The following is a 20,857-nucleotide window of genomic DNA, read 5'->3' on the forward strand; positions in this document are numbered from 1 at the left end:
GGCGGGCCAGATCCGCGGCCCCCTCGCGGCCCCCGTGGGCGCCGGTGGGCCGTGGCGGGCCGGCCCCTCGCCCGCCCCCGGTGCACCCCGCGCGCCCTCACCCCTGGCTCGGGGCGGTGGCCTCGATGACGTCGCCCGCCCGGGCGGCGGCGAGGCGGAAGTCCACCCGGTCGGCGTAGCCGGCGCAGCGGGCGGCCACGGCGGGGTCCAGCAGCCGGCGCAGGGCGGCGGCCGCCCGCGGGGCCCGAAAACGCCGCGGCGAGACCCGCTCGGCGACCCCGAGGCGGCACAGCCGGTTGGCGTTGTCTGGCTGGTCGTGGGCGAAGGGGACCACGAGCTGCGGGACGCCCGCCGCGAGGGCCTGGGCGGCGGTGCCGACGCCGGCGTGGTGGATCAGCGCCGCGGCGTGCGGCAGCAGCCGGCCCAGCGGGGCCCAGGCGACGTGGCGCACCTCCGGCGGCAGCCGCGGGGGCAGCTGGTCGCGGAACTGGGTGAGCACGACCGCCCGGCGGCCGGCCCGGCGGACGGCGGCCACCGCCTCCCCGAGCACGCCCGGGGCGTGCGCCATCGCCGAGCCGACGGTGATGACGACGGGTGGCTCGCCGGCGGCGAGGAAGGCGGCCAGGCCGGGGTCGAGCGGCCCGTCCGCCCCGCCGGGGAAGCCGGTGAGGACGAGGTTGGCCGGCCAGTCGGGCCGTGGCGGGGCGAACCAGTCGGGGAAGAGCCCCACCGCCCGGTCCGGGGAGTGGATCCACCGGCCGAGCACCCGGCTGACCGGCGCCAGGCCCAGCTCGGCGCGGACGGCGCCCAGCCCCGGGGTCAGCAGCGGGTCGACGACGCGCCGCTCGCCCAGCTCCAGCCGCCACGCCTGGGCGCGCACCGGCAGCCAGCCCGGCAGCCGCACCCCCGCCATCTCGGGGTTGTCGTAGGCGCTGAGCAGCGGCGCCGGCTGGAGGTGGAGGGTCACCAGCCGGAACCCCAGGCGCTCCTGGGCGAGCCGCGGCCCGAACGCCAGCGCGGTCGCGGCCAGCACGGTGCGCGCCGCGTCCAGCCCGGCGAGGTAGTCGTACATCGGCCGCACGGCCGGCAGGATCGCCGCACGGGCGATCGTCCGCAGCCCGCGGGTGGGGTGCCACAGGTCGGGGTCGGCCAGGGCGCGGTCGTACGCCGCCGCGGTACCGATCGGGGCCAGCTCGAGCCCGGCGTCCTCCACCATCGCCCGGAAGTGCGGGTTGGTCAGGACGCTGACCCGGTGGCCGCGCCCGGCCAGCACCGTGCCGATCGCGACGATCGGGGCGACGTCGCCCGCGCTGCCCACGGTGGCGAGGACGACGCGCACGGCAAGCCTCCCTCCGGCGGAGGGGGCCAGTCTCTCCCGCGCGGGCGCCTCACGCGCCCCGCGGGACGGCCGCCGCCGCGTCGTCGACTCCCCGTCGCCGTCGTGCCCCCGCGGCGCCGGCCGTCAGCGAACGCCCCGGCCCTCAGCGCGCGACGACGTTGCGCAGCGGGGCGCCCTCGAGCAGCGCGCGCACATTGTGCGCGATGAGCTCGTCGGCGCCGACCGGGCGCCCGCCCGCGGCGTGCGGGGTGATGAGCAGGTTCGGGGTGTCCCACAGCGGGGAGTCGGCCGGCAGCGGCTCGACGGCGGTGACGTCCAGCGCCGCGCCGGCGATCTCCCCGGCGGTCAGGGCGGCGGCGAGGGCGTCCTCGTCCACGGTGGTCCCGCGCCCGACGTTGATGACGTAGGCGTGGGCGGGCAGCGCGGCGAGCCGCTCGGCGCCCAGCGCCCGGGCGGTGGCGTCGGTGGCCGGCAGGATCATGACGAGGACGTCGGTCCGCTCGAGCTCGGCGGCCAGGTCCTCCTCGGCCACGACGTCGAAGCCGGCGCGCTGCCCGGCGCTGCGGGCCACCCCGCGCACGTGCGCGCCCAGCTGGCGCAGCAGCGGGGCGAGGGTCTGGCCGATGTTGCCGAAGCCCCAGATCAGGACGCGGGAGCCGATCAGGGTGGTCACCCGCCCGTGCGGGCGCAGCGGCTGGATGCCGCCGAGCTCGGGGGCCCAGCGGTGCTCGGCCTGGGCGGCGGCGGCGTCGGGCAGGCGCCGCAGCAGGGCCAGGGTGAGGGCCAGGGCGTGCTCGGTCACCGTGGCGTCGTGCAGGCCCGAGCCGGAGGTGATGACGACGTCGCCGGGGAAGCCGGCCCGCAGGACGCTGTCCGGCCCCGCGGCGAGGGTCTGCACCCAGCGCAGGTTCGGCATCTGGTCGGACGCCGCGGCGAGGTCGGCGCCGGAGCTGCCCCACACCACGAGGGCCTCGGCGTCCCGGTGCTCGGCGGGCACCGGGGCGGCGGCGTCGTAGACGACGGCGTCGACGCCGTCGGGCAGGTCGGGCGCGAGCGGGAGGGAGTCGGGCAGGAGCAGCTTCATGGGTCCTTCTCTCACGGCGTGCGGCCAGGATACGGACACCGGCGCGGGCCCGTGCAGGGCCCGCGCCGGCGTGGGTGGCATGGCGGCCGGCGCGGCGCCACGCCGGCGGGGCTCAGTCGCGCGAGGCGACGAGCGCGGCGCGCTTCTCGGTGAGCGCGTCCTCCTCCAGCCGCAGGTCACGCCCGCGGGTCTCCGGGGAGAGCAGCGCGCCCACGATGGACAGGCCGATCATCGCCATCATGTAGATCGCCACCGGCCACCAGCTGCCCGACGCCCAGGTGATGAGCGCGGAGGAGACCAGCGGGGCGATGCCGCCGCCGAAGACCGAGGAGAACTCCCGGGCGATGGAGATGCCCGCGTAGCGGTAGCGCGAGCCGAACATCTCGGCGTAGAACGCGCCCTGGCTGCCCACCGTGGCGTAGCCGGCCATCATGAACCCGATGACGACCACGAGGCCGATGAGGAACGGCTCCTTGGTGTCGATCATCATGAACGCCGGGATCGGGAACAGGAACAGGAAGATCAGCACGGTGAGGATCACGGGCTTGCGGCCCAGGAGGTCCGAGGCCCGGCCGGCGACGACCGCGGCGAGGCAGGCGCCGATGCCGCCGAAGAGCAGGATCTTCGGGATGAAGGTCGCCTCGACGCCCAGCCAGGTGACCAGGTAGCTGCCCATGAACACCTGGTAGATGTAGCTCTGCCCGTTGGAGCCCATGTTGATGAAGAACACGCGGACGAGGCTGGGGCGCCCGTTCTTGAGCACGTCCCCGACCGGGGTGTCCTGCACGCCGATGCGCGCCTTCTGGGTCTCCTGGAAGACCGGGGACTCGCGGAGCTTGCGGCGCAGGATGTAGGCCGCGATCGTCACGAACGCCGAGGAGAAGAAGACGAGCCGCCAGCCGTAGGACATCAGCGCGTCCTCGGGCAGCCGCTGGGCGAGGATCCACGCGAGCGCGGCCAGCACGGAGCCCACGGCCGCGCCGACGAAGACCAGCGAGGAGTACAGGCCACGCTTGGCGCGGGCCGCGGTCTCGGCCAGGAGGGTCACGCCGCCCGCCTGCTCCGCGCCGGCGCCGAAGCCCTGCAGGAAGCGGCACGCGACGAGCAGGATCGGGGCGAGGATGCCCACCTGGTGGTAGCTGGGCAGCAGGCCGATCGCGAAGGTCGCGATGCCCATGAGGAACAAGGTGGCGACCAGCACCCACTTGCGGCCCAGCCGGTCGCCGAAGCGGGCGAAGAACAGCCCGCCGAGGGGCCGGGCGGCGAAGCCGACGGCGTAGGCACCGAGCGAGGCGATGACGCCCACCGCCGGGGAGACCTCGGGGAAGAACAGGGTGTTGAAGATGATCGCGGCGGCGGTGCCGTAGATGACGAAGTCGTACTGCTCCAGGGCGGTGCCGACCAGGCCGGCGAAGGCAGCGCGGCGGACGTTGGCCTGGTCGACGGGTGGGTCGTCCGACGTCGTCGGCGGGATCGGGCGGGTCATGCATCCTCCTGAGTGGGGGCGGGCGTCCTTGCGGCCCGGTGGATGGGCGGCCCGGGCGGTGCCCGGGCGGGTCGGTGGCGCCCGGGCGGACCCGGGCGGGTGAGGCGGTCAGCGCACGGCGTGCGCGGTGCCGCCGGCGGCGAGCGCGAGCACCTCGGCCTTGGTGGCCATGGAGGTGTCGCCGGGGGTGGTCATGGCCAGCGCGCCGTGGGCGGCGCCGTACTCCACGGCGGTCTGCAGGTCCTGGCCGTCCAGCAGCCCGAAGATCAGGCCCGAGGCCAGGCCGTCCCCGCCGCCGACGCGGTCGAGGACCTCCAGGCCGGGTCGGTGGGTGGCCCGCACCAGCCCGGTCTCCCGGGACCAGGCGAGGGCCCCGAAGTCGTTGACGCTGGCCGAGCGCACGGTGCGCACGGTGCTTGCGAGCACCCGCAGGTTCGGGTGCGCGGCGACGACGGCCCCGACGATCTCGCACACGGCGGCGTCGTCGAGCTCGGCCAGCGGCGGCCGCCCGTCGCCGAGCTCGGCGGTGGCGGTGAAGTCGAAGAGCACGTCGACCTGGTCGGCCACGGCCCGGTGGACCTCGAGGGCCCGGGCGCGCCCGCCGTTCTCGGCCCACAGGCTGGGCCGGTAGTTGAGGTCGTAGGAGACGACGGTGCCGTGGCGCCGCGCCGCCGCGGTGGCGGCGAGCACGGTGGCGGCGGCGGACTCGCTCAGCCCGGCGAAGATGCCGCCGGTGTGCAGCGAGCGCACGCCGAGCTCGCCGAAGAGGTGGTCCCAGTCGACGTCGTCGGGACGCAGCTGGGAGGCGGCGGTGTGGCCGCGGTCGGAGACGCCGACGGCGCCACGCACGCCGAAGCCCCGCTCGGTGAAGTTCAGCCCGTTGCGGACCCGGCGGCCGATGCCGTCGAAGGGGGCCCACCGGATGAGGTCGGTGTCGAGGCCGCCGGTGAGGATGAGGTCCTCGACGAGGTGGCCGACCTCGTTGTCCGCGAGCGCGGTGACGATCGCGCCGCGCAGCCCGAAGGTGCGGCGCAGCGCGCGGGCGACGTTGTACTCCCCGCCGCCCTCCCAGGCGCGGAAGGAGCGGGCGGTGCGGATGCGGTCCTCGCCGGGATCGAGGCGGAGCATGACCTCGCCGAGGGCGACGACGTCGTAGCGGCACTCCGCGGCGGGGCGCAGGGTCAGGGCGGTCATGGCGGCGTCCTCAGGCCCGGGCCAGCGCGACGGCGTCGGCGGTGAGCTCGGTGATCGCGGCGAAGTCGCCGGCCGCCACGAGGTCGCGGGGCACCATCCAGGACCCGCCGACCGCCGCGACGGCGGGCACCGCGAGGTACTCGTGCAGGTTGGCGGGCCCGATGCCGCCGGTGGGCACGAAGCGCACCTGACCGAAGGGCGCGGCGAGGGCCTTGATGGCCGCCGCGCCGCCGGAGGTGCCGGCGGGGAAGAACTTCACCGTGTCCAGGCCCAGCTCGAGGGCGGCCTGGACCTCGCTCGCCGTGACAGCGCCGGGCAGCGCGAGTACGCCGCGCTCCCGGCAGCGCTCGACGACGGCGCGGCTCAGGCCCGGGGAGACGACGTAGGTGGCGCCGGCGTCGGCCGCCTGGTCCACCTGGGCGGGGGTGACCACGGTGCCGGCGCCGACGAGGATGTCGCCGCGCGCGGCCATCGCAGCGATGGCGTCGGCGGCCGCGGCCGTGCGGAAGGTGACCTCGGCGACCGGCAGGCCGCCGGCGACCAGGGCGGCGGCGAGCGGCGCGGCGTGCGCGGCGTCGTCGAGCACGACCACCGGCACGAGCCGGGCGGCGGCGAGGGCGGAAAGGGGGTCCACAGTGATCCTGTTTCGCTGGTCGGAACGCTCATGTCGTTGAGCGCAACGAGAATGGCACGGTGGTGTGATCCGGGGCAAACCGTGTTGCCGCCGGTTGCCGTCCCGCTCCCCTCGCCGCGCCAACCAGCCCGCGGCGCGGCGGCGGGAGCCGCCGCTCCCCCGCACCCACCGCCGCGGCCTCGGGAGCGGCTGCCGCCCGGCACCCGCAGCCCCGGCGCGCGAGCCGCTACTCGGCGTCGGGCAGCCGCAGTCCCGGCGGCAGCAGCGCCGGCAGCACCGCGCGCATGCCCGCGTAGATGCCGCGCACCCGTTCGGCGCCCATCCGCTCGGCGGGCGCGGTGACGCTGACCGCGGCCACCGCGGTGCCGGCGCGCAGCAGCGGCACCGCGACACAGGTGATGCCGGGCTCGTTCTCCTGGTCCTCCATCGCGTACCCGCGGGCGCGGGCCAGCTCGAGGGTCGCCCACACGTGGTCGGCGTCGACGGCGCCGCGGTCGACCGCCGCGGGCAGGTAGCTGTCGAGCATGGCACGGTCGGTGCCCCGGTACGCCAGCAGCGCCCGGCCGAGCGCCGTCGTCACCGCCGGCATCCGGCGCCCGACCGCGGACCAGACCCGGATGGGCCGGTCGGGCTCGACCTTGTCGAGGTAGAGCACGTGCGCGCCGGTGAGCGCGCCGAGGTGGACGAGCTCGTCGACCTCGCCGACCAGCGCGAGCAGGGCGGGGTGCAGGAGCGCGGGCAGGTTGTCCTCGCCGAAGTACTGGTCGGCGAGCGCGGCCACCGACGGGCCCAGGGCGTAGCGGCCGGAGGCGGGGTCCTGCACGACGAAGTCGCGGAACTTCAGGGCCGCGAGCACCCGGTGCAGGGTGGTCTTGTTGACCTCGAGCCGGCCGGCGAGCTCGGCGAGGGTGGATCCTCCCGGGCCGTCGGCGGCCAGGGCCTGGAGGACGAGGAGGGCCCGGTCGACGGCCTCCACCGGGGAGCCCGTGCGAGGGCGGTTCACCGCGGCGGAGGTCATGGCCCGAGGGTAGGCCACACGGCGGGGCGGCCCGGACGGGCACCGGGACCCGCTACGTTGCTCGTGCCACATCGTCCGAGCCACCCGCCGGCCCCGAGGAGCGACCATGCCCCGCCCCGTCCACTTCGAGATCCACGCGAGCGACGTCGCCCGCGCGCAGGAGTTCTACGGCACCGTCTTCGGCTGGTCCTTCCAGGACTGGAGCGAGTACGCCGGCATGCCCTATCTCGGCGTGACCACCGGCGAGGGCCAGCCCGGCATCGACGGCGCGATCATGCAGCGCCGGGGCGAGGCGCCGGCGCCGGGCCAGCCGGTGGCGGGCGCGGTGCTGACGGTCGGCGTCGAGGACTACGACGCCGCCGAGGCTGCGATCCTGGGGGCCGGCGGCGCCGTCGCCCTGCCGAAGTACGCCCTGCCCGGGATGGCCTGGCAGGGCTACTACCTCGACACCGACGGCAACATCTTCGGGATCCACCAGCCGGACGAGCAGGCGAAGTAGCCCGCGCGCGGGCGGCCTGCTCGCCCTCGCGGCGGCGCGCTACGGCTCGAGGGCGCGGCGCTGCTTGAGCCGCGCGAGCTCGGCGTCGGCGGCGCGCCCGTGCTCGAGCTCCTCGAACGCCTCGCGCACCGCCTCCCCGTCCGGATCTGTCCAGGCCAGCTCGTCGTAGGCGGCCGCGCGCGCCCGCAGCTCGCGGACCGCCTGCTCGGCCTCCTGCGCCGCCCGACGGGTCTCGGCCGCCTGCTGCCCGGCCGCGCCCAGCGCGGCACGCACCTCGGTGGCGGCGCGGGCGGCGTCGTGGTCGGCGCGCAGCGCGAGGTAGCGGGACTGGGACTCCTCCAGGCGCCGCTCGACCTGCCCCAGGCCGTGCTCGAGCCGGCCCACCTGGGCGTCGAGCCGGGCCCGCTGGGCGTGCAGCTGCTCGCGGCGCTCCCCCGCCATGATGGACCGGCGCAGCAGCTCGCGCGCCGCGGCGTCGTCGCCGCGGGCGACGGCCTCCTCGGCGCCGCGGTTGAGCCGGGCCATCTCGTCGCTCGCCCGCACGGCGAGCAGCTCGACCCGGCGGCGCTGGACGACGAGGTCGGCGACGGCGCGGCGGGCCTGGTCCAGGCGTTCCTCCTGCTCCAGCTGGGCCCGCTCGAGCACCACCAGCGGGTCGGGCGCGGGAGCGCGCGCCTCGCGGCGGGCCCGGACGATCCGGCTGAGACGGCGGCGAACCATCGTCGTCGTCCCCGCTCAGGCGACGCGGCCGGGGGCGCCGTAGGCCGGGCCCCACGCGGCCAGCGCGTCGACCTCGAGAGCGAGCGAGGTCCCGGCGCGCTGCAGCCGGGCGTCCCCCACGGCCGCGCCGGTGCGCAGCAGGCACGCGCGCAGCTCGGTGGAGAGCCGGCCGTGCTCGCGCACGGCGTCGTCGACGTCATCGGCCAGGGCGCGGCGCAGGGCCGGGTCGGGCTCGCCGGCGGCCAGCCGCAGCCGGTCCTCGATCTCGGCCGCCGCGCCGGCGAGGCGCGCCGCGACGGCGGGCAGCTCTCCGAGGGGCCGGCCGTGGGCGCGGGCGTCGACCAGAGCACGGTCGGTCGCGTCGGTGGCCCGCTGGACCGCCAGCCGTTGGCGGGCGATCCGCCGCCCGGCCGGGTCGGCGGCGATCGTCCGCACGCTCAGCGCGCCGCGGCGCAGCGCCCGGGAGCGGCGGATCCGGCGCACCACCCACCAGCCGGTCAGGCCCACGGTGGTCAGCAGGACCAGCGCACCGACGCCGGCGATCACCGCCAGGGTGGTCAGCACGTCCACAAGGTCATGGGCTGCACTCACGTCCGCGGGCACTCCAGTCATGGCGGTCTCCCAGGTCGGCAGGGGCACCTGCCCACCACTGTAGGTCCGACGCACGAGAACCGCCCCAAGTTCCCCCGCTCGCCCGGTGCCGTCCCGGCCGCCTCACGTATGGTGGAACGCACCGGACCGGAAGGGGAGCGCCATGGGCACCGTCCGCAAGGCCGCCGTCACCGTCCTCGCCGCGGCCGCCCTGCTCGGGGCCTGCTCGAACGGGGGCGGCACAGCTGGGACCGTCTCGGCGTCGGTCTCCTCCGCCGTCGCCGGGGCGCAGGGGCTGGTGGACGACGCCCGCGGCGCCGTCGACAACCTCAAGGGCCAGCTCAACGGCATCACCTCCGAGGAGGTGCGCACCAAGGTCGAGGACGCGGTGCAGTCCTCGTCGACGGCGATCGACGACGCCCGCCGGGCCCTCGAGAGCAGCGACGGCGCGCAGGCGAAGGCCAAGGCGCAGGCCGCCCTCGACGACGCCCGCGCGAAGGTGAGCGAGGCGAAGACCTCCGCCCAGGGGGCCACCAAGGACGCGCTGGACAGCCTGTCGGCGAAGATCGACGAGCTGACCGCCAAGCTGGGCTCGTCCGGCAGCTGAGCCGGACGGCGCCCGCGCCCGGCCGGCGCACACGCTCACGTGCGCCCCGGCATGCCCGTCACCCTGCCGCCCCGGCATGCCCTTCTGCCGGCGCCCAACCCTGTCAGATGTCGCCGAGCCCGGCGAGGAGGCGGCGCAGGAGCCCCGCGAGCTGCTCCTGCTGCGCCGCCGTGAGCGGTTCGAGCAGGCGCCGTTCGTTCTCGAGGTGCGCGCCGGCGACGACGTCGACGAGCTCGCGCCCGGCGTCGGTGAGGGTGATGAGCACCGAGCGCCGGTTGTGCGGGTCGGTCTCCCGGGTCACGTACCCCTTGGCGACGAGGCGGTCGATGCGGTTGGTGATCGCCCCGGACGTGACCATGCTGCTGTCCGCCAGGGCGCCGGCACTGAGCCGGTGCGGGGTCCCGGCCCGGCGCAGGGTGGCCAGGATGTCGAACTCCCCCGGCTGGAGCCCGTGCTCGGCGAAGAACGTCCGGAGCTCCCGGTCGACCAGCTGCGACGCCCGGCTCAGGCGCCCGAGCACCCCCATCGGGGCCGGGTCGAGGTCCGGGCGCTCGGTGCGCCACTGCTCCAGGTAGGCGTCCACCCTGTCGGTCGCGACCACGAGAACTCCTCAACGTTGAACTGTTTGACGCTGAGCATACCCTGCGCTAGTTTCCTCAACGTTGAACTATTCGACGTTGAGGAGAAGTCATGGGCGAGCGCACGACGGCGGCCGGCGGGCCGTGGCTGACGGTGCTGACCGCAACCGCGCCGGCGGTGTGGGGCACCACGTACCTCGTGACCACCGAGCTGCTGCCGCCGGGGCACCCGCTGTGGCTGGGCGTCCTCCGCGCGCTGCCGGCCGGGCTGGTGGCGCTGGCGGTCGTCCGGCGCCTGCCCCGCGGCGTCTGGTGGTGGCGGGCGGCGGTGCTGGGCACGCTGAACTTCGGGGCGTTCTTCGCGCTGCTGTTCCTCGCCGCCTACCGCCTGCCGGGCGGGGTGGCCGCGACGCTCGGTGGCGCGCAGCCGCTGCTCGTGGCCGGGCTGGCCCTCGCCCTCCTGGGCACCGTGCCGCGGCGGGGGCAGCTGGGCTGGGCGGTGGCCGGCCTGGTCGGGGTCGCGCTGCTGGTGCTGCGGGCGGACGCGGCACTCGACGCCGTGGGCGTGCTCGCCGGCCTGACGGGCACCGCCGCCATGGCGACCGGCATCGTGCTGACCAAGCGGTGGGGCCGCCCGGTCGGCGCGCTGACGTTCACCGCCTGGCAGCTCGTGGCCGGCGGCGCGGTCCTGCTGCCGCTGGCGGTCGTCGTCGAAGGACCGCCGCCGACCCCGACCGGGGCGGCGCTGGCGGGCTACGCGTGGCTCGGCGTCGTCGGCACCCTGGCGGCGTACGCCGTGTGGTTCCACGGCATCGGCCGCCTCCAGGTCACCTCGGTGTCCTTCCTCGGCCTCGTCTCGCCCACCGTGGCCGCCGTGCTGGGCTGGCTGGCGCTCGGCCAGGCGTTCACGCCGTTGCAGCTCGTCGGCTTCGCCCTCGCGATGGGCGCGGTGGTCGGCGCCCAGCTCGCCCCGCCGGCGCTCCGGTGGCGCGTACCGCGGCGCCTCCCTGCGACGCGCTGACGGCGAAGGCGCTACCGCCGCACTCCCAGCAGTGCGTCGCCGAGCTCGCTGCGCAGGTACAGCACGCTGCGCCCGTACCGGGTGGAGGTGACCAGTCCGCCGTCGCGCAGCACGCGCAGGTGCTGGTTGACGGCAGAGGTGGTCACCCCGAACCGGACACCGAGCTCGGTGGAGGAGGCAGGCTCGGCGAGCGCGACGAGCAGCCGGGCGCGCACCCGGCCCAGCAGCGCCGCCACCGAGGCCTCGTCGGGGATCCGCTCGCGCTCCCACAGCACGCCCTGGCCGCGGGCGGGGTACATGAGCACGGGGGTCTCGTCCGCGCCGACCGGCGCGGAGACCCGGCGGGTGAACATCGTCGGCACGAGCGTGAGCCCGCGGCCGCCGCCGGTGCGTTCCACCGGGCTGCGCAGGCTCACGGAGATCACCCGGCCGTCGAAGGTGACCCCGGGCGCGAGCCCGTCGAGCATGGCGGCCAGGCCGCTGTTGGCGATGACCCGGCCGCGGTGGACGATGTCCGCCTCGAGCACGGCGCGCATCCGGGCCCAGTACGGGGCGATGCACAGCTCCCAGTACTCGCGCAGCGCGGCGACGAGGCGGCCCACGGCCCGCGCGTGCGGGCCGGCGAGCACGGGTGGCACCGCGCCGTGCACGGCGGTGAGCTGGTCGCGGAACTCCCGCGGGCCAATGCGGGCGAGCGCGTCGAGCTCGTCCTCGAACCGGGTCAGCGGGGACAGCGGGCGCGGGTTGAGGAAGTCCGGTGTCCACAGCCGCTCGTCGACCAGGGAAATGAGCAGCTCGCGGTCCACACGTTCCCGCGCGGCCTCGGTGCGGGCCAGCCAGGGCAGCTGCAGCGGGTAGCGGGAGGGGTCCCGCATCGCGCGCAGGGACAGCCCGGTCTCGCCCAGCGGGGAGAGGCCGAAGCGGATGCCGGCGAGGTCCGCCTCGGTCAGCTCGTACCGCAACATGAAGCAGTACGCTACATCGATTCCACAGCCGTCCGTTTCCCTCCATGCTTCCCGACGTGAGCAGCACGCCGATCTCCCCCGCCGCCGCGGATCCCAGCACCGACGCCGCGGTGGCCGCCGCGGCCGAGCTGGGACAGGGTGCGGCGACCGGCGCCGGACAGGGCGCCCCGGGCGGCCGCGGGCTCCGCGCCGCGCTGGCCCGCGGCCTGGGCGACCCGGTGCTCCGCGTGCTCATGGCCGCCACCGCCGTCAGCACGCTCGGCCGCGGCGTGTTCTTCACCCTCACCGTCCTGTACTTCACCTCGATCGTGGGGCTCTCGGCGGCGCAGGTCGCGCTGATCCTGGCCGCCTCCAGCGGCGTGGGGGTGGTGACCTCGCTCCTGGGTGGGCACCTGGCCGACAGGGTCAGCGCGCGCTCCCTGTGCCTGGTCCTCACGCTCACCCAGGGCGTCGCCGTCGTCGCCTACACCGCGGCCACCACCTTCGCCGTCGCCCTGGTGCTGGCGTGCGTGGCCGCCGGCGCGAGCTCGGCGGAGCATTCGGCCCGGTCGGCGATCATCGCCCGGGCGTTCGACGCCGGGGCGCGGGTGGGGGCGCGGGCGGTGCTGCGCACGGTGACCAACATCGGCATCGCGCTCGGCTCCGCCCTGGCCGGCGCGGCGCTCGTGCTCGACACCGCACCGGCCTACCGGGTGACGATGGCCCTGGCCGGGGCGACGTACCTCGCCGGCGCGTTCCTCTTCCGCCGGTTGCCGGCCCGGGTGGACGCGCCACGCCGCGACCGGACGGCGGAGGTGGCCGCCCCGACGGGCCGCTCGCCCTTCCGCGACCCGCGCTACCTGCTGCTGACCGCCTTGTCGGGCCTGTTCGGCATGCAGTTCGCGCTGGCCGAGGTGGGCTTGCCCCTGTGGGTCAGCGAGCACACCGCCGCCCCGACGGTCGTCGTCTCCGCCGCGCTGGTGCTCAACACGGTGATCGTCATCGTGTTCCAGATCCCGCTCTCGCGGGGCACCGAGGACCCCGCGCACGCCGGCCGCATGATGGTTCTGGCCGGGCTGCTCATGGTCGCCGCGTGCCTGGGCTATGCCGCCTCGGGCGGCGTCGGGGCGGCGCTCGCCGTCGCCGTCGTCCTGCTCGCGATGGCGGCGCACTCCTTCGCGGAGGTGCTCTCCTCGGCGGCCACCTGGGGGCTGAGCTTCGAGCTGGCGAACCCGGCGCGGGCCGGCGCCTACCAGGGGCTGTTCGCGATGGGGTACAACGTCGGCGCCATGCTGGCGCCGGTGGTGGTCACCGCGACGGCGCTGCGGCACGGCGTGCCGGGCTGGGCCGGCCTCGGGGCGATGTTCCTGGCCGCGGCGCTGGGCGTCGCGTGGATCGGGCGGCGCGCCGCACGGGCGGCCTAAGTCGGACACCGGCCACCCGCCGGCCGGCGCGGCGCGAACGGCTGACCACCGCAGGCCCGCTGCGCCACACTGGCCTCGACCCGCCCGGCGCGGCCGCCGGGGCGTCGAGCCATCCGAGGACCGTGATGACCTACGACTACCTGGTGATCGGCGGCGGCATCGTCGGCCTCTCCACCGCGCTGCACCTGCTGCGCGAGCGCCCCGGCAGCCGGGTGGCGGTGCTGGAGAAGGAACGCACCCTCGCCGCGCACCAGACCGGCCACAACTCCGGCGTGATCCACGCCGGGATCTACTACGCGCCGGGCTCGCTCAAGGCCACGCTCTGCCGCGCCGGGGAGGCGGCGACCAAGGCGTTCTGCGACGCGCACGACATCCCCTACCGCACGATCGGCAAGCTCGTCGTGGCCACCACGGGCGCGGAGATCACCCGGCTGCACCGGCTCGGCGAGCGCGCCGGGGTCAACGGCATCGCCGTCGAGGCGGTCGACCGCGGCCGGCTGCGCGACCTCGAGCCGCACGTCACCGGGCTGGCGGCGCTGCTCGTGCGCGCGACCGGCATCGTGGACTACCGGACGGTGGCGCGGGCGATGGCCGCGGAGGTGCGCGCCGCCGGCGGGGAGGTGCTGACCGCGGCGGAGGTCGTCGCCGTCCGGGAGCGCGCCGACGCCGTCGACGTCGACACCCCCGGGCGGGGCTTCCGCGCCCGCCGCCTGGTCGCCTGCGCGGGCCTGCAGGCCGACCGGGTGCTGCGCCTGGGCGGCGTCGAGCCGGACTTCCGCATCGTGCCCTTCCGGGGCGAGTACTACGAGCTGCCGCCGGAGCGGGCGGGCCTGGTCAGCCACCTCATCTACCCGGTGCCCGACCCGGCGCTGCCCTTCCTGGGCGTCCACCTCAGCCCCACGATCGACGGACGGATCACGGTGGGGCCCAACGCCGTCCTCGGCCTGGCCCGCGAGGGCTACCCCAAGACGGCCGTCTCCCTGCGTGACGTCGCCGACTTCGCGCGCTTTCCCGGCATGTGGCGCTTCGCCCGCGCCAACCTGCGCACCGGCCTGGCCGAGGCGGTCCGCTCGGTGGTCAAGACCGGCTACCTCGCCCAGGCCCGCAGGTACTGCCCGAGCCTGACGGCGGCGGACCTGCGCCCGCACGTGGCGGGCATCCGCGCCCAGGCGATCATGCGGGACGGCACCCCGGCGGAGGACTTCCTCCTGCGCGAGACCCCGCGCCAGCTCCACGTGGCCAACGCCCCCTCACCGGCGGCGACGTCGGCGCTGCCGATCGGGCGGATGATCGCCGCCCGGGTGCTCGGGGAGCGTCAGACCACCGAGGAGCCGAAGAGCAGGCCCAGGAGGTAGGTGACGGCGGCCGCGCCGAAGCCGATGGCGAGCTGGCGCAGCGCCCGGCGCAGCGGCGGCGCGCCGGACAGCACGCCGACGACGGCGCCGGTGCCCAGCAGCGCCACGCCCACGAGCCCGGCGGCGAGCAGGACGGCGGGGGTGCCGGCCATCCCGACGATGTACGGCAGGATCGGGATGAACGCCCCGGAGGCGAAGAACAAGAAGCTCGAGACCGCGGCGTTCCAGCCGCTGCCGACCTCCTCGTAGTCGCGGCGCTCCTGCTCGGGCATCCCGTGCCCGGCCGTGACGCGGGCGATCACGCCGGCCGCGTGCTCCTCGGCCTCCCCCACCGACATGCCGCGGGCGCGGTAGACCAGGGCGAGCTCGTTGGTCTCGAGGTCCAGGTCGGGGATGACCCGGTGCGCGTCGGGGTCCGGGTGGGAGGACTCGAGCAGCTCGCGCTGCGAACGCACGGAGACGTACTCCCCGGCCCCCATGGACAGGGCCCCGGCGAGCAGGCCGGAGATGCCGGTGAACAGCACGGTGCCGGCCGAGACCCCCGTCGCGCCGATGCCCAGCACGAGGGCGAGGTTGGACACCAGGCCGTCGTTGGCGCCGAAGACGGCGGCGCGGAAGCTGCCCGACATGCGGGCCCGGCCGCGGGTGGCCAGCGCACGGACCACCTCGCCGTGCACCCGCTCGTCGGCGGCCATCGCGGTGGTGGCGTCCTCGTTCGTGGCGTAGCCGGAACGCTGCTCGGCGTTCTGCGCCAGCGCGAGGACGAACACGCCGCCGAAGGTGCGGGCGAGCCAGCCGAGGACGCGGGTGCGCAGCGCTCCCTTGCCCGTCCGGCCGGCGTGCTCGCCGAGCAGGTCGCGCCAGTGCTGCTCGTGGCGCCGCTCGGCGTCGGCCAGGCCGAGCAGGATCTCCCGCTCCTCCCCCTCGCGCCGGGCGGCGAGGTGCCGGTAGACGGCGCCCTCGGCCCGCTCGTCGGCCAGGTACCGGCGCCACCGGCGCACCTGGGCGGTGGTCGGCTGCGGGCGCGCGGGCGACGGGGAAGTGGACATATGGCTCATGGTGGCAGCGGCGCGGCGCCGCCTCCAGGGCCGCCGGGGTGGAATCCCCCACTGTTCGCCGACCCGAAGAATCGGCGTCAGGACGCGGGAAAACGATGTTCGCGGCGGCCCCGGGACGGAGACTTCCGGGAGCCGGGGAGAGAGATTTCCGGGGTCAGGCCTTGCCGCTGATCTGGTTGATGGCGGCGTCGACCTTCTGCCGCAGGGAGTCGGTGATCGGCGCGGAACCGGCCACGCTCGGGTCGGCCGCGCGGTCCTGCCCCTCCGGCGAGGCGATGTACGTCAGGAGCGCCTTGACGTTGTCCGCGTCCTGCGCCTTGTCGTAGGTGGAGCAGGCGATCTCGTAGGAGACGAGCACCACCGGGTAGGCGCCGGCCTGGGTGGTGTCGCGGGCGATGTCGATGGTCAGGCGCAGGTCGGTCGCGTCGGGCGCGGCAGGCGAGGCGTCGACGACGGCGGCCGCGGCCTGGGGCGAGTAGGGCACGAACTCGCCGCCCACCTCGACGGCCACCGTCCCCATGCCCTTCGGCACCTGGGAGGCGTCGAGGTAGGCGATCGTGCCCTCCGAGCCCTGCAGGGTCTGCACCACGCCGGACGTCTGGGCGCCGGACTGGGTGCCCTGGAGGGGCCACTTCTCGCTCGGTTCGTGCGGCCAGGCGCCGCCCGCCGCCTTGGCGAGGTACTCGGTGAAGTTCTCCGTCGTGCCCGAGTTGTCCGAGCGGTTGACCGGCACGATCGCCGTCGACGGCAGCTGCACGCCGGCGTTGTCGGCGGCGATGGCCGGGTCGTTCCACGTCTTGATGTCGCCGTTGAAGATCTTGGCGAGCGTCGGGGGCGTGAGGTTGAGGTGCTGCGCCGACAGGCCGGGCAGGTTGTAGGCGATCGCGATGGGCGAGATGTACACCGGCAGCTCGAGCGCCTCGCTGCCGGAGCAGCGCTGCTTCGCCCTGGCCACCTCGTCCGTGGACATCGCCTTGTCCGAGCCGGCGAAGAGCACCGCGCCGTTGAGGAACTGCTCGCGCCCGGTTCCGGAGCCGACCGGGTCGTAGGAGGCCTTCACGCCCGCGTGCTGCTCCTGGAACCCGGCCAGCCAGCCGTTCATCGCCTTCTCCTGCGACGACGCGCCGGCACCGGGCAGGGTCCCGCTCAGGCCGCCGGCGGAGCCTCCCCCGCCGCCGCCACCACCGCCGCCGCAACCGGCGAGCGTCAGGGCGAGGGCGGCAGCACCACCGGCGGCGACCAGGCGCCGCAGGCTCGAACGAGAACGAGACATGGATCCCTCCGGGTTCGCGCGCGGGAACGGCGAAGCGTCCTTCCGAGGGTAGGCGGCACAGTTCCGGGTGGTGCGGGAGACCCGGTGAACACTCGGTGAACCGAGAGCGGTTGGACGGGGTCCGTCCCGTCTCGACACCCGCGGCGCGGAGGGCACCGGCCGCGCGAGTGCTCGGCGCCGCGTCACTGGAGCTCTCGCGGTGAAGCGGGATGGGGCGACAGGGGCGCCCCGCAGGTCAGGAGACGGGAGGGATGGGCTCCGCGGGCGGGGTCTGCGCGCCGGTGGTGGCGCCGTTGCCGGAGGCGCCGGCGGTCCGAGTGCCGGTGGGGCCCGCGGGAGTGGACGGGCCGCCGAGGATCCGGTCCTTCACCTGGGCGACGATCTTGTCCGTCATCGCCGCGCTCTGGGTCCGGGCGATGTCGCCGACCTTGGTCTCCACCTTCTGCACCCGCTCCTGCACCCGAGGGCTGGACCAGACCACGGAGGTCGCCTTCTTGATCCGCTCGTACTGCGCCCGGCCCGCCCGGGTCCCGAGGACGTAGCCCAGGCCGGCGCCGACGACGAACGAGAACTTGCCCATGAGAACCTCCGGTGCGTGCAAGTGGGTCTGGCTCACGAGCCTATTGCCCTTCCGCATGTGCCGCGCGTGCTCGCGGACTAGCCTGCCGCCATGGCAGCCGCGAAGAAGCGTGCCGACAGCGCGGGACGCGTCCCCAAGGTGCCGCCGCCGGGCCTGGAGCTGCCCGACGGCGCCGGTTACCCGGACGGGGTCGCCGAGGGGGAGGTGCCCTCGGAGGTCTCCGGCTTCCGGGTCACCAAGATCCCCAGCAAGGTCTACGACGCCGAGCTCTACCGGCTGCAGGGTGAGCTCGGGAAGTTGCAGTCGTGGGTCCGGGCCACCGGCGCCCGCGTCGTCGTCGTCTTCGAGGGCCGGGACGCGGCGGGCAAGGGCGGCACGATCAAGCGCATCACCGAGTACCTCTCCCCGCGCGTGGTGCGCATCGCCGCGCTGCCCGCGCCCACCGAGCGCGAGAAGGGCCAGTGGTACTTCCAGCGCTACGTCGAGCACCTGCCGGCGGCGGGCGAGGTGGTGCTCTTCGACCGGTCCTGGTACAACCGCGCCGGGGTCGAGAAGGTCCTGGGGTTCTGCACCCCCGAGGAGCACAAGCGCTTCCTGCGCCAGTGCCCGATCTTCGAGCAGATGCTCGTCGAGGACGGGATCTTCCTGCGCAAGTACTGGTTCTCCGTCTCCGACGACGTCCAGCTCGCCCGGTTCAAGAAGCGCCTGCACGACCCGCTGCGCCAGTGGAAGCTCTCCCCCATCGACCTGGAGTCGATCACCCGGTGGGAGGACTTCTCTCGCGCCAAGGACGAGATGATGGTGCACACCGACACCCAGGTCGCCCCCTGGCACCACGTGGCCTCGGACTCCAAGAAGCAGGCGCGGCTGAACATGATCCACCACCTCCTGGAGTCCCTGCCCTACCGCGACGTCAAGCCCCAGAAGGTGACGCTGCCCGAGCGCCTGCCCGGCACGGGCTACCAGCGCCCGCCGATCGAGGTGTCCAAGTACGTGCCGGACTGGGCGTCGTCGCTCGTGGAGGACCCGTCCCACAAGTGAGGCGGCTGTGCCAGGCTCGACCCCATGCGGATCCACCTGGTCGACGGCACCTACGAGCTGTTCCGGCAGCACTTCTCCCCCGCGAACAAGGACGCCGACCGGGGCGCCACCCGCGGCGTCGTCGCCTCCTGCCTGAGCCTGCTCGAGCAGGGCGGCACGCACGTGGCCGTCGCCACCGACCACGTCATCGAGTCCTTCCGCAACGCCATGTGGCCGACCTACAAGGACGGCGCCGGCGTGGACCCGCACCTGACGGCGCAGTTCTCGGTGGTCGAGGCGGCGCTGACGGCGTTCGGCTTCCCGGTCTGGCCCATGGTCGAGCAGGAGGCCGACGACGCCCTCGCGGCGGCCGCGCGCGTCGCCGCCGCCGACCCGCGGGTCGAACGGGTCGCGATCTGCACCCCCGACAAGGACCTCGCCCAGTGCGTGGGCGGGAAGGTCTGGCAGTGGGACCGGCGGCAGGACAAGTGGTTCGACGCCGACGGCGTGCACGCCCGCCTGGGCGTGGCGCCGGCGTCGGTGCCCGACCTGCTCGCCCTGGTCGGCGACAGCGCCGACGGCTTCCCCGGCCTGCCCGGCTGGGGCGCGAAGTCGGCGGCCGCGGTGCTCGACCGCTTCGGGCACCTGGAGGACATCCCGGCCGACCCGCTCGGCTGGGACGCCGGGGTGCGCTCCGCGGCCAAGCTCAACGCCGTGCTGCGCGAGCAGTGGGACCTCGCGCTGCTCTTCCGCGACGTCGCCACGGCCCGGACGGACGCGCCGGTGGGCACGGTGGACGAGTGGCGCTGGGCCGGGCCCACGGCCGAGGCGGCGGCCGTGGCCGCCGAGCTCGGCGCGCCGCGCCTGCGGGAACGGGCCGAGCGGCTCGCGGAACGGGTCGCCTGAGGGGCCGTCCGGAGCGGCGGCCCCGACCGGCGGAGCCGGTGCGTCAGTGGAGCACCTTGAGCCCGATGACGCAGCCGACGATGCCGGCGAGGAGCAGGACCTTGATCGCCGAGACGGCCTCGTCCCCGGTCACCATCGCGTACGTGACGGTGAGGACGGCCCCGATGCCCACCCACACGGCGTAGGCGGTGCCCACCGGCAGGGAGCGCATGGCGTAGGCCAGGCCGGCCATGCTCAGGCCCAGCGCGGCGAAGAACGTGATGGTCGGGACGAGGCGGGTGAAGCCCTCGGACCTGCCCAGGGCGGTCGCCCACACCGCCTCGAGGACGCCGGACAGGACGAGCACGAGCCAGGACATGACGGTCTCCTTCGCGGCCGTCTTGTCGCTCGCCGGGTACAGCTCCCTCGTCCGGCGCCCCCTCGATGGGGCGTGCCTCGACGTTCTCACACGGCCCGGGCGGCGGCAACGGAACCCGCGGTGAGGTCGGCCTCCGCCTCAGGGTGAGGACACCCCTCTCGACACACACCACATCACGATATATCGTGATGTGCATGAGAGATGAGTACATGAGGTCAGAGCCGGGCCATGGCGCCTGGGGAGGCCGCGGCCCGCGCGGCGGAGGCCACCGCGGACACGGCGGCGGACCGGGCGAGCGCCCGCCCGGCGGCCCCAGGCGGCGCGGCGGGCGGAGGTCCCGCGGCGACGTGCGCACCGCCGTCCTGCTGCTGCTGGCCGAGGAGCCGATGCACGGCTACCAGCTGATGGAGACGATCGTCGAGCGCAGCGGGGGCCGGTGGCACCCCAGCCCCGGGGCGATCTACCCCACCTTGAGCCAGCTCGAGGACGAGGGCCTGATCACGATGACGGCCGCCGGCGGTGGCCGGCGCCAGGCGGCACTGACCGAAGACGGCCGTGCGCTGGTCGAACGTGAGGCCGGCTCGTGGTCCGACCCGTTCGCGGGCCGGACCGACGGCGCGGACGACGTCGACCTGCGCGGCGAGATCGGGCAGCTGCACGAGGCGGTGCGGGTCGTCGCCCGGACCGGCACCGACGCCCAGCGGAGGGCGGCCGCGGCACTGCTCGCCGAGGCGCGCCGGAAGGTCTACCTGGTGCTGGCGGGCGAGTCGGTGCCCGGCGAGGCGTCGGACGCCGCCGGAGGTGAGGCCCGATGAGCGGCAACACCGACGAGCGGGGCGCCGCCATGATCGGCGCCCGCGCCCAGGTGCGCACCGACGCCCCCGCCCGGTACGCCAAGCAGCTCGCCTCGCACCTGGGGCGCAAGGCGACGGTCGAGGAGCTCCCGGACGGCCACCGCATCCGGTTGACGGTCGGGTACGGCGACGTCCTGGTGCGTGATGACCACCTGCTCCTCGTGGCCGCCGCGCCCGATCTCGACGCCCTCGCCATCGTGGAGCGCGTCATCGGCGGGCACCTCGAGAGGTTCGGCCAGCGCGCCGAGCTCGTCGTCGAGTGGTCGGCGCCGGAAAACCTCTGAGGACTTCTGGTGTGCGCGGCTCAGGGCCGG

At 75.5% G+C, this 20,857-nt stretch carries 23 protein-coding genes and 1 riboswitch; of the genes, 9 read left to right on the forward strand and 14 right to left on the reverse strand.

Annotation, left to right across the window (positions count from 1 at the left end; all coding sequences use genetic code 11):
- Positions 1-97: 97 nt before the first annotated feature.
- The 6 genes from GD880_RS10245 to GD880_RS10270 all read right to left on the reverse strand — a co-directional run bounded on the left by GD880_RS10245 (position 98) and on the right by GD880_RS10270 (position 6,755).
- Complete coding sequence (locus GD880_RS10245) at positions 98-1,339, reverse strand: glycosyltransferase (protein WP_152231534.1); 1,242 nt, start codon at positions 1,337-1,339, stop codon at positions 98-100.
- Positions 1,340-1,481: 142 nt separating this feature from the next.
- Positions 1,482-2,423 (reverse strand): phosphoglycerate dehydrogenase, encoded by a 942-nt coding sequence (locus tag GD880_RS10250; RefSeq protein ID WP_152231535.1) that lies wholly within the window; start codon positions 2,421-2,423, stop codon positions 1,482-1,484.
- 112 nt (positions 2,424-2,535) lie between these two features.
- Complete coding sequence (locus GD880_RS10255) at positions 2,536-3,909, reverse strand: MFS transporter (protein WP_152231536.1); 1,374 nt, start codon at positions 3,907-3,909, stop codon at positions 2,536-2,538.
- 108 nt (positions 3,910-4,017) lie between these two features.
- Entirely contained in the window at positions 4,018-5,103 is a 1,086-nt protein-coding gene (locus tag GD880_RS10260; protein WP_152231537.1) for a sugar kinase, read from the reverse strand.
- A 10-nt stretch (positions 5,104-5,113) separates the two neighbouring features.
- Complete coding sequence (gene eda / locus GD880_RS10265) at positions 5,114-5,737, reverse strand: bifunctional 4-hydroxy-2-oxoglutarate aldolase/2-dehydro-3-deoxy-phosphogluconate aldolase (protein WP_405002744.1); 624 nt, start codon at positions 5,735-5,737, stop codon at positions 5,114-5,116.
- A 226-nt stretch (positions 5,738-5,963) separates the two neighbouring features.
- Entirely contained in the window at positions 5,964-6,755 is a 792-nt protein-coding gene (locus GD880_RS10270; protein WP_152231538.1) for an IclR family transcriptional regulator, read from the reverse strand.
- A 106-nt stretch (positions 6,756-6,861) separates the two neighbouring features.
- On the opposite strand from GD880_RS10270, the gene GD880_RS10275 reads away from it, so the two are divergent.
- A complete protein-coding gene (locus GD880_RS10275) occupies positions 6,862-7,254 on the forward strand; it encodes a VOC family protein (protein ID WP_152231539.1) in 393 nt (130 codons plus the stop codon).
- A 39-nt stretch (positions 7,255-7,293) separates the two neighbouring features.
- Here GD880_RS10275 and GD880_RS10280 read toward each other — a convergent pair whose 3' ends face one another.
- Both GD880_RS10280 and GD880_RS10285 read right to left on the reverse strand, forming a co-directional pair.
- Positions 7,294-7,974, reverse strand: coding sequence for a PspA/IM30 family protein (locus GD880_RS10280; protein WP_152231540.1), 681 nt, complete (start codon positions 7,972-7,974; stop codon positions 7,294-7,296).
- A 15-nt stretch (positions 7,975-7,989) separates the two neighbouring features.
- Positions 7,990-8,538, reverse strand: a complete 549-nt coding sequence (locus tag GD880_RS10285; protein WP_152231541.1) for a hypothetical protein — start codon at positions 8,536-8,538, stop codon at positions 7,990-7,992.
- A 190-nt stretch (positions 8,539-8,728) separates the two neighbouring features.
- On the opposite strand from GD880_RS10285, the gene GD880_RS10290 reads away from it, so the two are divergent.
- Positions 8,729-9,172 (forward strand): hypothetical protein, encoded by a 444-nt coding sequence (locus GD880_RS10290; RefSeq protein ID WP_152231542.1) that lies wholly within the window; start codon positions 8,729-8,731, stop codon positions 9,170-9,172.
- Positions 9,173-9,275: 103 nt separating this feature from the next.
- Here the strand turns inward: GD880_RS10290 and GD880_RS10295 are convergent, their stop codons facing one another.
- Positions 9,276-9,773 carry a MarR family winged helix-turn-helix transcriptional regulator gene (locus GD880_RS10295; RefSeq protein ID WP_226909552.1) on the reverse strand — a complete coding sequence of 166 codons (498 nt, stop codon included), beginning with the start codon at positions 9,771-9,773 and terminating at the stop codon, positions 9,276-9,278.
- Positions 9,774-9,862: 89 nt separating this feature from the next.
- Between GD880_RS10295 and GD880_RS10300 the strand changes: the two genes are divergently transcribed.
- Entirely contained in the window at positions 9,863-10,771 is a 909-nt protein-coding gene (locus GD880_RS10300; RefSeq protein ID WP_152231543.1) for an EamA family transporter, read from the forward strand.
- 11 nt (positions 10,772-10,782) lie between these two features.
- Here the strand turns inward: GD880_RS10300 and GD880_RS10305 are convergent, their stop codons facing one another.
- Positions 10,783-11,736, reverse strand: coding sequence for an ArsR/SmtB family transcription factor (locus GD880_RS10305; RefSeq protein WP_152231544.1), 954 nt, complete (start codon positions 11,734-11,736; stop codon positions 10,783-10,785).
- 56 nt (positions 11,737-11,792) lie between these two features.
- Between GD880_RS10305 and GD880_RS10310 the strand changes: the two genes are divergently transcribed.
- Together GD880_RS10310 and lhgO are read left to right on the forward strand one after the other, a co-directional pair.
- Positions 11,793-13,139 (forward strand): MFS transporter, encoded by a 1,347-nt coding sequence (locus GD880_RS10310; protein WP_226909553.1) that lies wholly within the window; start codon positions 11,793-11,795, stop codon positions 13,137-13,139.
- A gap of 125 nt (positions 13,140-13,264) precedes the next feature.
- Positions 13,265-14,494 (forward strand): L-2-hydroxyglutarate oxidase, encoded by a 1,230-nt coding sequence (gene lhgO, locus GD880_RS10315; RefSeq protein ID WP_152231546.1) that lies wholly within the window; start codon positions 13,265-13,267, stop codon positions 14,492-14,494.
- Here lhgO and GD880_RS10320 read toward each other — a convergent pair.
- The 3 genes from GD880_RS10320 to GD880_RS20330 all read right to left on the reverse strand — a co-directional run bounded on the left by GD880_RS10320 (position 14,455) and on the right by GD880_RS20330 (position 17,441).
- Positions 14,455-15,543: a VIT1/CCC1 transporter family protein gene (locus tag GD880_RS10320; protein ID WP_152231547.1), complete on the reverse strand. Its 1,089-nt coding sequence runs from the start codon at positions 15,541-15,543 to the stop codon at positions 14,455-14,457. The genes lhgO and GD880_RS10320 overlap by 40 nt on opposite strands.
- 163 nt (positions 15,544-15,706) lie before the next feature.
- Positions 15,707-16,825, reverse strand: a complete 1,119-nt coding sequence (pstS, locus tag GD880_RS10325) for a phosphate ABC transporter substrate-binding protein PstS (RefSeq protein WP_152231548.1) — start codon at positions 16,823-16,825, stop codon at positions 15,707-15,709.
- Positions 16,826-17,060: 235 nt separating this feature from the next.
- Positions 17,061-17,441 (reverse strand): YtxH domain-containing protein, encoded by a 381-nt coding sequence (locus tag GD880_RS20330; protein WP_193314445.1) that lies wholly within the window; start codon positions 17,439-17,441, stop codon positions 17,061-17,063.
- Between the two features lie 54 nt (positions 17,442-17,495).
- Here GD880_RS20330 and ppk2 point away from each other — a divergent pair, with 54 nt between their 5' ends.
- The gene (gene ppk2 / locus GD880_RS10335; protein ID WP_152231549.1) at positions 17,496-18,446 is read left to right on the forward strand and encodes a polyphosphate kinase 2; all 951 of its coding nucleotides are present in this window, start codon (positions 17,496-17,498) and stop codon (positions 18,444-18,446) included.
- Between the two features lie 24 nt (positions 18,447-18,470).
- Positions 18,471-19,331, forward strand: coding sequence for a 5'-3' exonuclease (locus tag GD880_RS10340; protein WP_152231550.1), 861 nt, complete (start codon positions 18,471-18,473; stop codon positions 19,329-19,331).
- Positions 19,332-19,374: 43 nt separating this feature from the next.
- Here the strand turns inward: GD880_RS10340 and GD880_RS10345 are convergent, their stop codons facing one another.
- Positions 19,375-19,689 carry a DMT family transporter gene (locus tag GD880_RS10345; RefSeq protein ID WP_152231551.1) on the reverse strand — a complete coding sequence of 105 codons (315 nt, stop codon included), beginning with the start codon at positions 19,687-19,689 and terminating at the stop codon, positions 19,375-19,377.
- A 10-nt stretch (positions 19,690-19,699) separates the two neighbouring features.
- Positions 19,700-19,766: riboswitch (guanidine-III (ykkC-III) riboswitch) on the reverse strand.
- 270 nt (positions 19,767-20,036) lie between these two features.
- Between GD880_RS10345 and GD880_RS10350 the strand changes: the two genes are divergently transcribed.
- Positions 20,037-20,504, forward strand: a complete 468-nt coding sequence (locus GD880_RS10350; RefSeq protein WP_226909555.1) for a PadR family transcriptional regulator — start codon at positions 20,037-20,039, stop codon at positions 20,502-20,504.
- Positions 20,501-20,827 carry a DUF2218 domain-containing protein gene (locus tag GD880_RS10355; protein WP_226909556.1) on the forward strand — a complete coding sequence of 109 codons (327 nt, stop codon included), beginning with the start codon at positions 20,501-20,503 and terminating at the stop codon, positions 20,825-20,827. The genes GD880_RS10350 and GD880_RS10355 overlap by 4 nt, the downstream gene beginning before the upstream one ends.
- The last annotated feature ends 30 nt before the right edge of the window (positions 20,828-20,857 follow it).

This window comes from Georgenia ruanii (genome assembly GCF_009193175.1).
Classification (GTDB): Bacteria; Actinomycetota; Actinomycetes; order Actinomycetales; family Actinomycetaceae; genus Georgenia; species Georgenia ruanii.